Annotated in this window: 8 protein-coding genes; 7 read left to right on the plus strand and 1 reads right to left on the minus strand. The window is 32.7% G+C overall.

The genetic code is table 11. The annotated features are described in order from the left end of the window. The first annotated feature begins 59 nt into the window (after positions 1–59). On the plus strand, positions 60–1,028 hold the full coding sequence (pfkA, locus tag V6C74_RS05570; protein ID WP_016898228.1) for a 6-phosphofructokinase: 969 nt from the start codon (positions 60–62) through the stop codon (positions 1,026–1,028). Between the two features lie 19 nt (positions 1,029–1,047). After that, complete coding sequence (gene pyk, locus V6C74_RS05575; protein ID WP_002453432.1) at positions 1,048–2,805, plus strand: pyruvate kinase; 1,758 nt, start codon at positions 1,048–1,050, stop codon at positions 2,803–2,805. Between the two features lie 137 nt (positions 2,806–2,942). Here the strand turns inward: pyk and V6C74_RS05580 are convergent, their stop codons facing one another. Then, a complete protein-coding gene (locus V6C74_RS05580; RefSeq protein ID WP_002453431.1) occupies positions 2,943–4,298 on the minus strand; it encodes an amino acid permease in 1,356 nt (451 codons plus the stop codon). A gap of 349 nt (positions 4,299–4,647) precedes the next feature. Here V6C74_RS05580 and V6C74_RS05585 point away from each other — a divergent pair, with 349 nt between their 5' ends. The 5 genes from V6C74_RS05585 to polA all read left to right on the plus strand — a co-directional run bounded on the left by V6C74_RS05585 (position 4,648) and on the right by polA (position 12,643). Further along, complete coding sequence (locus tag V6C74_RS05585; protein WP_002434679.1) at positions 4,648–5,766, plus strand: citrate synthase; 1,119 nt, start codon at positions 4,648–4,650, stop codon at positions 5,764–5,766. Between the two features lie 54 nt (positions 5,767–5,820). Beyond that, positions 5,821–7,089 carry an NADP-dependent isocitrate dehydrogenase gene (gene icd / locus V6C74_RS05590; protein ID WP_016898227.1) on the plus strand — a complete coding sequence of 423 codons (1,269 nt, stop codon included), beginning with the start codon at positions 5,821–5,823 and terminating at the stop codon, positions 7,087–7,089. Positions 7,090–7,371: 282 nt separating this feature from the next. After that, positions 7,372–8,082: a response regulator transcription factor gene (locus V6C74_RS05595; RefSeq protein ID WP_337988208.1), complete on the plus strand. Its 711-nt coding sequence runs from the start codon at positions 7,372–7,374 to the stop codon at positions 8,080–8,082. Continuing rightward, the gene (pnpS, locus tag V6C74_RS05600) at positions 8,082–9,779 is read left to right on the plus strand and encodes a two-component system histidine kinase PnpS (RefSeq protein ID WP_002453428.1); all 1,698 of its coding nucleotides are present in this window, start codon (positions 8,082–8,084) and stop codon (positions 9,777–9,779) included. Before V6C74_RS05595 ends, pnpS begins: the two co-directional genes overlap by 1 nt. Positions 9,780–10,012: 233 nt before the next feature. Then, entirely contained in the window at positions 10,013–12,643 is a 2,631-nt protein-coding gene (gene polA, locus V6C74_RS05605; protein WP_016898226.1) for a DNA polymerase I, read from the plus strand. Positions 12,644–12,657: the final 14 nt, after the last annotated feature.

Genomic DNA, 12,657 nt, shown 5'->3' on the forward strand with positions numbered 1-12,657 from the left:
AAATAAATTGTGGTAATTTAGAGTTAAAGATAAATCTAGTTAAAGAAAGGTATGTCGTCATGAAAAAAATTGCAGTTTTAACTAGCGGTGGAGATTCACCAGGTATGAATGCTGCAGTTCGAGCAGTCGTTCGTACAGCAATTTACAATAATATTGAAGTTTATGGGATTTATCATGGTTACCAAGGTTTACTTGACGATGATATTCACAAGCTTGAATTAGGCTCTGTAGGGGATACAATTCAACGTGGAGGTACGTTCCTATTTTCAGCTAGGTGCCCTCAATTTAAAGAAGAAGATGTGCGTAAGAAAGGTATTGAAAACCTTCGTAAACGTGGTATTGAAGGCTTAGTTGTCATTGGGGGCGACGGTAGTTATCGCGGTGCTCAACGTATTAGTGAAGAATGTAAGGAAATTCAAACTATTGGAATACCTGGTACTATTGATAATGATATTAATGGTACAGATTTCACTATAGGTTTTGACACTGCTTTGAATACAATTATTGAATCGGTCGATAAAATTAGAGATACTGCATCAAGTCATGCTCGTACTTTTATAGTAGAAGTTATGGGTCGAGACTGTGGTGATTTAGCGTTATGGGCAGGATTGTCTGTTGGCGCAGAGACGATTGTAGTACCCGAAGTTCATACAGACATTAAAGATGTTGCAGAAAAGATTGAACAGGGTATAAAAAGAGGTAAGAAACATTCTATCGTTATGGTCGCTGAAGGATGTATGAGTGGCCAAGAATGTGCTGATGAATTAAAGAAATACATCAATATTGATACTCGAGTATCAGTTTTAGGTCATATTCAGCGTGGAGGAAGCCCTTCTGGAGCTGACCGTGTGTTGGCTTCAAGGTTAGGTGGACACGCTGTAGAATTACTTAAACAAGGTGAAACTGCTAAAGGTGTGGGTATTAAAAATAATCAATTAACTGCTACACCATTTGATGATATCTTTGGAGAAAGTAATCATAAATTTGATAAAGATATGTATCAATTAGCTAAAGAATTATCAATATAAATTATGGGAGGATTATATAATGAGAAAGACTAAAATTGTATGTACTATAGGACCAGCTTCTGAATCGGAAGAAATGCTTGAAAAATTAATTAACGCGGGTATGAACGTTGCGCGTTTAAACTTCTCTCATGGTAGTCATGAAGAACATAAAGCAAGAATTGATACAATTCGTAAAGTTGCTAAACGTTTAGATAAAACTGTTGCACTATTATTAGATACTAAAGGGCCAGAAATTCGTACGCATAATATGAAAGATGGCGTTATTGAATTAGAAAAAGGTAAAGAAGTTATTGTAAGTATGAATGAAGTTGAAGGTACTCCTGAGAAATTCTCAGTTACTTATGAAGACTTAATTAACGATGTAAATGAAGGTTCTTATATCTTATTAGATGACGGTTTAGTTGAACTACAAGTTAAAGAAATTAATAAAGATAAAGGCGAAGTTAAATGTGATATTTTAAATACAGGAGAATTAAAAAATAAAAAAGGTGTTAACTTACCAGGAGTAAAAGTTAATTTACCAGGTATCACTGATAAAGATGCTGATGATATCCGCTTTGGTATCAAAGAAAATGTTGATTTTATCGCAGCAAGTTTCGTAAGACGTCCTAGTGATGTTTTAGATATTCGCCAAATTCTTGAAGAAGAAAAAGCTCATATCACAATTTTCCCTAAAATTGAAAACCAAGAAGGTATCGATAATATTGACGAAATATTAGAAGTTTCTGATGGTTTAATGGTTGCTCGTGGTGACATGGGTGTTGAAATACCACCAGAAAAAGTACCTATGGTTCAAAAAGATTTAATTAGAAAATGTAATAAATTAGGTAAACCAGTTATTACTGCAACTCAAATGTTAGATTCAATGCAACGTAATCCTCGTGCAACTCGTGCGGAAGCAAGTGACGTTGCTAATGCCATTTATGATGGTACTGATGCAGTTATGTTATCAGGTGAAACTGCAGCGGGATTATACCCAGAAGAAGCAGTTAAAACGATGAGAAATATCGCAGTTTCAGCTGAAGCAGCGCAAGATTATAAAAAATTATTATCTGACCGTACTAAGTTAGTTGAAACATCTCTTGTTAATGCCATTGGTGTTTCTGTAGCACATACAGCGCTTAATTTAAATGTTAAAGCAATTGTTGCTGCAACAGAGAGTGGATCAACTGCACGTACGATTTCAAAATATCGTCCACACTCTGATATTATCGCTGTTACTCCTAGTGAAGAAACTGCACGTCAATGTGCGATTGTTTGGGGCGTTAATCCTGTAGTTAAAGAAGGACGTAAAAACACTGATGCATTACTTAATAACGCAGTAGCAACTGCAGTTGAGACTGGTAGAGTTTCTAATGGAGACTTAATCATTATTACTGCAGGTGTACCTACTGGTGAAAAAGGTACAACAAACATGATGAAAATTCACTTAGTAGGTGATGAAATTGCTCGTGGCCAAGGCGTAGGTCGTGGATCAGTAGTAGGCCATGCTATTGTTGCTAAAAGTGCAAGTGACTTAGAGGGTAAAGATTTATCTGATAAAGTCATTGTTACTAACTCTGTTGATGAAACATTAGTACCTTATGTCGAAAATGCTATTGGTTTAATTACTGAAGAGAACGGTATCACTTCACCAAGTGCAATCGTTGGTTTAGAAAAAGGTATTCCAACAGTAGTTGGTGTTGAAAAAGCTACTAAAGAAATTAAGAACGATATGTTAGTTACTGTTGATGCAGCTCAAGGAAAAATCTTTGAAGGCTACGCTAACGTACTATAATTTAATTTAAATATAATTTTACATGACTGAGGCATTATTTATAATGTCTCAGTTTTTGTGTTTTAAAACTTGAATGGTGATAAAAAAATACCAGCGTTAGACATTTCAAATTCTAACGCTGGTATTAATTATTATTATTACGCGTGTTTGCTTACCTTTTTGTATCGTAAGTACATGAGACCTAAAATAATAAACCAAATAGGTGTTAAATAGATAGCTCTTCTAGTATCGACATTTACAAATAATAAGCCGAAGACAAAAATGAAGAAAATTAATATTGCATATCCCATATATAGACCACCAGGTAATTTATAAGTTGCCTTTTTATGTAACTCTGGATTATTTCTACTGTAATTGATATAAGCAATAATAATTAATGCCCATACAACTAAAAATAGTACAGTTGAAATAGTTGTAACATAAGTAAATACCTTAGTAGCGTCAGGGAAAATATAATTTAACAACGCTGCAATTAGCAATAATGCTGATGAAGCTATAATAGCTGTGTGTGGTACACCGTTTTTGTTCGTTTTAGAGAAGGCTGGTGGAGCTTGTTCTTGATTAGATAGTCCGTACAGCATTCTACTATTTGAAAAGATACCACTATTACATGATGATGCAGCAGCAGTTAAAACCACAAAGTTAATTATTCCAGCTGCAAATGGTACTCCAATTAAAGCGAATAATTTAACGAAAGGGCTGTTATCTGGATCAACTTTGTACCAAGGAATGATTGACATAATTACTGCTAATGCCCCAACATAGAAAATTAATATTCTAATAGGTACACTATTGATTGCCCTTGGTATAGTTTGTTCAGGATCTTTTGTCTCTCCAGCAGTAACACCAATCATTTCGATTCCTACGAATGAAAATAGTGCCATCTGGAATGACATGAAGAACCCTGAAGCCCCTTTAGGGAATATTCCATGGTTGTATAAATTAGTTAAACTTGTATGTCCGAATTGTGTTTTGAAAGCAAAAAGAATCATGACAATACCTACAACGATTAAAGCAATAATTGTGGCAATTTTAATGATTGCAAACCAAAATTCTAATTCACCAAATAATTTGGCGCTTAGTAGGTTAAATGACATTAAGATTAATACACAAAATAAAGCACTAATCCAATTAGGTATTTCAGGGAACCAAAAACTAACATATTTAGCTACCGCTGTAACTTCAGCCATACCAGTAATAATCCAACATAACCAATATGTCCACCCTGTAATAAATCCAGCAAATGGTCCTATGTATTTATTAGTAACATCCGCAAATGATTTAAAATTAGTGTTTTGAATTATAATTTCTCCCAATCCACGCATAAACATGAATAACATAAATCCTATAATGATATAGGTAAGCAATATTGAGGGACCCGTCATTGCAATTGTTTGACCGGCACCAAGGAATAACCCCGTTCCTATAGCGCCTCCAATGGCGATTAATTGAACATGACGATTGCTCAATTCTCTTTGTAAATTTTCAGCCATAAGACATCTCCCTTACTATAAGATATTTATATTATGCACTTATAAGGCTATTTATACAATTCTTTTCGCAAAAAAAGTGTGAAAATTCACTAAAATGTATATTTATATTTTGTAATCATTCTTGATAACTAAACGAAAACATCACAATATTTTTGAAATTTGATGAGTTATATACTATGTAAAGTTTAATTTCACGCTCTTTTAAAGATGTTAACATACATTAAGGTCAAGCTAATATACCATTTTTACATGTTTAAAGTTATTTATAATGTTTCACAAATTGTTTGAATTTAGCTATAATACTAGGTGAAAGCCATTTCATAAAGAAATAGTAAAGGGGAAATTTATCATGGCAGAATTACAAAGAGGTTTAGAAGGGGTTATTGCAGCTGAAACTAAGATCAGCTCAATAATTGACAGTCAATTGACATATGCGGGCTATGATATTGATGATCTCGCAGAAAATGCCCAATTCGAAGAAATTATTTTCTTACTTTGGAATTATAGACTTCCAAATAAAGAAGAATTAAAAGAATTGAAAGAAAAATTATTTGAGTTTATGACTCTAAACGAAAGAGTTTATAAACACTTTGAAGAGTATGTAACTGATGATGTTCATCCTATGACAGCGTTACGTACATCTGTATCTTATATTGCTCATTTCGATCCAGATGCTGAAGATGAATCTGAAGATAAAAAGTATGAAAGAGCAATTCGTATTCAAGCAAAAATTGCTTCATTAGTTACGGCTTTTGCAAGAGTAAGAGAAGGTAAAGAACCTGTTAAACCTAATTCAGAATTAAGTTATGCAGCGAACTTCTTATACATGTTAAGAGGCGAACTTCCAACTGACATTGAAGTTGAAGCATTCAATAAAGCTTTAATTTTACATGCCGATCATGAATTAAACGCATCTGCATTCACTGCTCGTTGTGCTGTTTCATCACTCTCTGATATGTATTCAGGTATTGTTGCTGCTGTAGGTTCATTAAAAGGGCCTCTACACGGTGGTGCAAATGAACGTGTAATGGCAATGTTAAAAGAAGTAGGTAGTACTGATAATGTTGATAGTTACCTTGATGAGAGATTCGCTAATAAAGATAAAGTAATGGGCTTCGGTCACCGTGTATATAAAGATGGTGATCCACGTGCTAAATATTTACGTGAAATGAGCCGTAAAATTACTGAAGAAACTGGTCAAAGCGAATTATTTGATATTTCATTAGCTATTGAAAAGCGTATGAAAGATGAAAAAGGCTTAATTCCAAATGTTGATTTCTTCAGTGCAACTGTTTATCACAGTATGAACATTCCTCATGATTTATTTACACCAATCTTTGCAGTAAGTCGTACTTCTGGTTGGATTGCTCATATATTAGAACAATATCGAGACAACAGAATTATGAGACCAAGAGCTCAATATATTGGTGAGAAAGATCGTAAATATGTTCCTATTGAAGAAAGATAATAAAATAACATATAGTATTTAGTGAAAGTTTAAATATACTTGGAGGTTAGATTTATGTCAGCAGAAAAAATTACTCAAACTAATGAAGGTTTAAATGTACCAAACGAACCAATTATTCCATTTATTATTGGTGATGGAATTGGACCAGATATTTGGAAAGCTGCAAGTCGCGTTATTGATGCAGCAGTAGAAAAAGCTTACAACGGCGAAAAACGTATTGAATGGAAAGAAGTTTTAGCTGGACAAAAAGCTTATGATGAAACAGGAGAATGGTTACCTCAAGAAACTTTAGACACGATTAAAGAATATTTAATCGCTGTTAAAGGACCTTTAACTACGCCAATTGGTGGCGGGATCCGTTCACTAAATGTTGCTTTAAGACAAGAATTAGATTTATTTACTTGCTTACGTCCTGTTCGTTGGTTCCAAGGTGTACCATCTCCAGTTAAACGTCCTGAAGATGTAGATATGGTTATTTTCCGTGAAAACACTGAAGATATCTACGCAGGTATTGAATTTAAAGAAGGAACTTCAGAAGTTAAAAAAGTAATTGATTTCTTACAAAATGAGATGGGAGCTACTAACATCCGCTTCCCAGAAACTTCAGGTATTGGTATTAAACCTGTATCTAAAGAAGGTACAGAACGTCTTGTTAGAGCAGCTATTCAATATGCTTTAGATAACAATCGTAAATCTGTGACTTTAGTGCATAAAGGTAACATTATGAAATTCACTGAAGGTTCATTCAAACAATGGGGTTATGACTTAGCTCATAATGAATTTGGTGATAAAGTATTTACTTGGCAACAATATGATGAAATTGTTGAAAAAGAAGGTAAAGATGCAGCAAATGAAGCTCAAGATAAAGCTGAAAAAGAAGGCAAAATTATTATCAAAGATTCAATTGCTGATATCTTCTTACAACAAATCTTAACTCGTCCAGCTGAACATGATGTAGTAGCAACTATGAACTTAAATGGTGACTACATTTCAGATGCTTTAGCTGCACAAGTTGGCGGTATTGGTATCGCTCCAGGTGCTAATATTAATTACGAAACAGGCCACGCTATCTTTGAAGCAACTCATGGTACAGCTCCAAAATACGCTGGATTAAACAAAGTTAATCCATCATCAGAAATTTTAAGTTCAGTTCTAATGTTAGAACACTTAGGTTGGCAAGAAGCTGCTAATAAAATCACTGATTCAATTGAAGCAACTATCGCTTCTAAAATTGTAACTTACGATTTTGCTCGTTTAATGGATGGCGCTGAAGAAGTTTCAACTTCAGAGTTCGCTGACGAGTTAATTAAAAACTTAAAGTAAACTAAATTAGAGTTAAAAATAAATAAGATACTAATCTTTGTTGGGTTGGCGAAAGCCAACCCTTTTTTAAAGATTATGTAAAAATGTAAGTTATCATTATCTTTTTACTTCAAAAGATGATAGGTTAATTAATGTTAAGACAATATTAAACAAATATTTTCTTAATATATGTGCAAATATATTTGTTTTGTTAAGTTTATGTAAAATTGATGTGTAGCTATGTTATTTTTATTTGAACTTCAGTTATAATGAAATTGTAATAACAAAATAGGGAGGCACACCATGTCACAAAAAGTATTAGTGGTTGATGATGAACAATCAATCGTGACCTTACTAAAGTATAATTTAGAAACAGCAGGATACATAGTTGAAGTCGCGTATGACGGCGAGGAAGCATTAAAAAAGGTTGAAGAAGAGCAACCTGAACTTATTGTATTGGACGTCATGTTACCTAAGAAGGATGGTATTGAGGTGTGTAAATCAATTCGATCTGACAAAAATTTAGTACCTATTTTAATGTTAACCGCAAAAGATGATGAGTTTGATCGTGTTTTAGGACTTGAACTAGGTACTGACGATTACATGACAAAGCCATTCTCACCTAGAGAAGTGGTTGCAAGAGTTAAGGCTATTTTAAGACGTTCTAAGTTTGTTAATGAAATTGAGAAAGAGGACACAGATGAGGAAGACATCATCATCGACTCTATTCGTATACGTCCTGAATTCTTTGAAGTATATAAAGATGAAGAATTATTAGAGTTAACTCCTAAAGAATTCGAATTATTATTATACTTAATTGAAAGACAAGGCCGTGTCATTACACGAGAGCATATGCTCAATTCTGTTTGGAATTATGAATTTGCTGGGGACTCTCGAATCGTCGATGTACATATTAGTCATTTAAGAGATAAATTGGAAGAGAATCCAAAACAACCTAAATTAATTAAAACAGTGCGAGGATTAGGTTATAAATTGGAGAGACCTAAAGCTTAATGCTAAAGTTTCATCACCGTTTATTATTATTAATTAGTACTATAACAATAATTAGTTTTATTGGTTTAGGTGCAATTATTCACAACACAATTTATCAAACTTTAACTAGCAATCAAATCAATGAATTAAGAAAAGAAGCACATAATTATGTCAATTTACTAAATCATAAAAAAGGTGAAGAGATTGACAACCTTGCTGATAATCAACAAAATATCGTTGTTATAAAAAACGAAGCTGATGGACACATCATTTTTTCATCAGGTGATAGTAAAAAGATAGATAGTAGAATTGATAATGCAGCAAATCCTTCTAACTTAATTACTAAAAAAACTAATATCGGTACGCGCTATACTTTTAAAGATAATATAGGTAACAAAACCGTATACATAAGTGGAATTAATGATGAAATCATAGATTTACAAAGAGAAATGTGGAAATACCTTTCTATAATAGGCGTCATAGTGTTATTCACAGTTTACTTAGCTAGTAGAAGTATCAATCGAACATACATAAGACCTATTAATGAAGTGACGTATGCAACATCATTATTGGCAGATGGTTATTATCATGTTCGTGTTCCAGAAAGTAATGTTAAGGAAACACGTGCACTTTTTGTAACAACGAATGAGCTAGCCAGAAGATTGCAGAAATTGAACAATAGTCAAAAAATACAATCAAATCGTTTGAAAACAACACTTGAGAATATACCAAGTTCTGTTTTAATGATTGATAAACATGGCGAAATAGTTGTTGCGAACCATGCTTACTATGAAGTATTTAGTCCGGATCAACAGGTTGAAAATAAGAATTATATTGGTTTCATAGATGATAGTATTGAGAAGCTAATAATAGAAAGCTTTAGAACTGAGAAGGTAATCTATGATCAAATTGAAGTAGACATTAATAATGTACATACTAAATACTTTGATGTATCATGTGTCCCAATTTTGTCCAAATCTAAGAAGAAATTACAAGGTATGGTTGTCGTACTTCATGATATTACTAACCTTCAAAAATTAGAAAATCTTAGAAGAGAGTTTGTGGCTAATGTGTCACATGAATTAAAAACCCCAATTACTTCTATTAAAGGTTTTGCAGAGACACTTATTGAAGGTGCTAAAAATGATGAGCAATCTCTTGATATGTTCTTGAACATCATTTTGAAAGAATCTAATAGAATAGAATCGTTAGTTATGGATTTATTGGATTTATCGCATATCGAACAACAAACCGAGATTGAAACGAACTATATGAATTTATCTGAATTAGCTTATAATACGATTGATAACTTGCAGACTCAAGCTATAAATAAAAATATTGAAATTCAACCTGAAATTGAAAAAGATGTCATCATAGAAGCTCATGAAAATAAAATTGCTCAAGTTATTACTAACTTACTTTCAAATGCGATTAATTATTCTCTTGAGGATAATAAGGTTATTGTACGAGTATTTAGAGAGGGTAAAAAGGTTAATTTAGAAATTCAAGATTTCGGAATTGGTATTAGCGTCAAGGATCAAAAACATATCTTTGAACGTTTCTACAGAGTAGATAAAGCGAGAAGTAGAGATTCTGGCGGTACAGGTTTAGGTTTATCAATAACTAAACATATTGTCGAAGCCCATAACGGACGAATCAACATAAATAGTAGACTTGGAGAAGGTTCGACCTTCAAAGTTACTTTTATAGATGAATAATTTGAGAAACTGCGATGTCATTTTTGACATTGCAGTTTCTTCTTTTGAAAAGCTTTTTTTGTATACATTTAACTTTATGTTAGAAGTCTTAAATTCGTTAAGCGTAAAAAAGAGGAACACATTAGCTAAAGACTAATGCGTAAGTGGTACTAAGTATTTCAATGTTCAATTGAAATACAAGTACCACTTTATATGCTAAAATGTATGTAAATCAGTTCTGGAGGTTACGTATTTTGGATAAATTAGTGTTAATAGATGGTAACAGTTTAAGCTTTAGAGCGTTTTATGCTTTACCATTACTTTCTAATAAAGCTGGTATTCATACAAATGCTATATATGGCTTTGCGATGTTGCTTGAGAAAATTATTAAAGAAGAACAACCTAATCACTTTTTAGTTGCATTTGATGCTGGTAAAACTACTTTCAGACATTCTAAGTACAGTGAATATAAAGGTGGACGTCAAAAAACACCACCAGAATTAAGTGAACAATTTCCTTATATTCGTCAATTATTAGATGCTTATCACATTAAACACTATGAATTAGAAAATTATGAAGCGGATGACATTATTGGCACGCTAAGTAGAGAGGCTGATAAGGCTGGTTTCGAAACGATTATTATTACAGGGGATCGAGATTTAACACAATTAGCTACTGATAATGTTACAATTTATTACACTAAAAAAGGTGTGACAGATGTAGATCACTACACGCCAAGTTTTATAGCTGAAAAATATGATGGGCTACAACCGAAACAAATCATTGATATGAAAGGTCTCATGGGAGATACTTCAGATAATATTCCAGGGGTTGCTGGCGTTGGTGAGAAGACTGCAATCAAACTTCTTAAACAATTTACTTCTGTAGAAGGTGTTTATGAACATATTGATGATGTCACAGCTAAAAAATTAAAAGAAAAACTCGTGAATAGTAAAGATGATGCCTTGATGAGTAAAGACTTAGCTACAATTAATGTTGAAAGTCCCATTGAGGTTACTCTAAATGATACAAAATTAGAAAATCAAGATGATAACACTAACAAAATAGAATTGTTTAAAAAGCTTGAATTCAAACAATTATTAGCAGATATTGATGAAGAGGCTAATAACGATGTAGTTAACGAAAAGACCTTTGAAATTGAATCGGATTTTCAACATATCAACTTTGATAGTTTAGAGCATGCAATTATTCATTTTGAATTAGAGGGCACAAATTATCTTAAAGATAATATCCTAAAATTTGGTTTTTATGCTGATGATTCACATGTGGTCATAAATGCTGAAGATATTAAGCAATATCAAGATTTAGTCCAATGGTTAGAAGATAAAAATACGATTAAAACTGTATACGATGCTAAAAAAACTTATGTGGCTGCGCATCGTTTAAATATCGATATTCAAAATGTGCAGTTTGATGTAATGTTGTCTAGTTATATTATTGATCCTTCTCGTTCAATAGATGATGTAAAATCAGTAGTTTCACTTTATGGACAGAATTATGTTAAAGATAATGTGTCAGTTTACGGTAAGGGGAAAAAACATCAAGTTCCTGAAGAAGAAGTATTAAATAAACATGTAGCTTCAATCACAGAGGCAATTGCTAACTCTAAACCTGAAATGGAGGCTCAATTAGAAGAGTATAATCAAGTTGAGTTACTCAAAGATTTAGAATTACCACTTGCTAAAATTTTAAGTGAAATGGAAGAAATTGGTATTTATACTGATGTTGAAGACTTAAAACAAATGGAGAACGAAATCCAAGAAAAATTAGATGTTTTAATTAAAAACATTCATGAAGCTGCAGGAGAAGAATTTAATATTAATTCTCCTAAACAATTAGGAGTAGTTTTATTTGAAACGCTAAAACTACCTGTTATCAAGAAAACTAAGACAGGCTATTCAACAGCAGTAGACGTATTAGAACAATTGCAAGGAGAGCATCCAATTATTGAACATATATTGGAGTATCGACAATTGTCAAAATTACAATCAACTTATGTTGAAGGATTACAAAAAGTGATTAGTAAAGATCAGAGAATTCACACACGTTTTAATCAAACGTTAGCTCAAACAGGTAGACTTTCAAGTGTAGATCCAAACTTACAGAATATACCTATTCGTTTAGAAGAAGGAAGAAAAATTAGAAAAGCCTTTAAACCTACAGATAAGGATAGCGTAATCTTATCGGCTGACTATTCACAAATAGAGTTACGTGTGCTTGCGCATATTACTCAAGATGAAAGTTTGAAAGAGGCATTTATTAATGGTAACGATATTCATACTGCGACAGCTATGAAAGTATTTAACGTAGAAGCTAATGAAGTAGATAGTTTAATGCGTAGACAAGCCAAAGCAGTAAACTTTGGTATTGTGTATGGAATTAGCGATTATGGCTTAAGTCAAAGTTTAGGAATTACACGTAAAAAAGCGAAAGCTTTTATAGATGATTACTTAGCTAGTTTTCCTGGTGTAAAACAATACATGTCTGACATTGTTAAAGATGCTAAAGCAGAAGGATATGTTGAAACACTTCTACATCGACGTCGTTATATTCCAGATATTACAAGTCGTAATTTCAACTTAAGAAGTTTTGCAGAAAGAACAGCCATGAATACCCCGATACAAGGTAGCGCAGCAGATATTATTAAATTAGCTATGGTTAAGTTTTATGAAAAAGTTAAAGATACTAATTATCACGCGACATTATTATTGCAAGTTCATGATGAATTGATTTTCGAGTTGCCTAAATCTGAAGTCGAAGATTTTAGTAAGTTTGTTGAAGAAATTATGGAACAAGCTTTAGATTTAGATGTACCTCTAAAAGTAGATTCAAGTTATGGACCAACATGGTATGACGCTAAATAAGGAAAGGGTTAAAA

Origin of the sequence: Staphylococcus capitis subsp. capitis (assembly GCF_040739495.1) — a bacterium.
GTDB classification, from domain to species: Bacteria; Bacillota; Bacilli; order Staphylococcales; family Staphylococcaceae; genus Staphylococcus; species Staphylococcus capitis.

What these genes read in the sequence shown, in the direction of transcription:
- pfkA (WP_016898228.1), top strand. Translation starts at nt 60, where the DNA reads ATGAAAAAAATTGCAGTTTTAACTAGCGGTGGAGATTCACCAGGTATG.
- pyk (WP_002453432.1), top strand. Translation starts at nt 1,048, where the DNA reads ATGAGAAAGACTAAAATTGTATGTACTATAGGACCAGCTTCTGAATCG.
- V6C74_RS05580 (WP_002453431.1), bottom strand. Translation starts at nt 4,298, where the DNA reads ATGGCTGAAAATTTACAAAGAGAATTGAGCAATCGTCATGTTCAATTA.
- V6C74_RS05585 (WP_002434679.1), top strand. Translation starts at nt 4,648, where the DNA reads ATGGCAGAATTACAAAGAGGTTTAGAAGGGGTTATTGCAGCTGAAACT.
- icd (WP_016898227.1), top strand. Translation starts at nt 5,821, where the DNA reads ATGTCAGCAGAAAAAATTACTCAAACTAATGAAGGTTTAAATGTACCA.
- V6C74_RS05595 (WP_337988208.1), top strand. Translation starts at nt 7,372, where the DNA reads ATGTCACAAAAAGTATTAGTGGTTGATGATGAACAATCAATCGTGACC.
- pnpS (WP_002453428.1), top strand. Translation starts at nt 8,082, where the DNA reads ATGCTAAAGTTTCATCACCGTTTATTATTATTAATTAGTACTATAACA.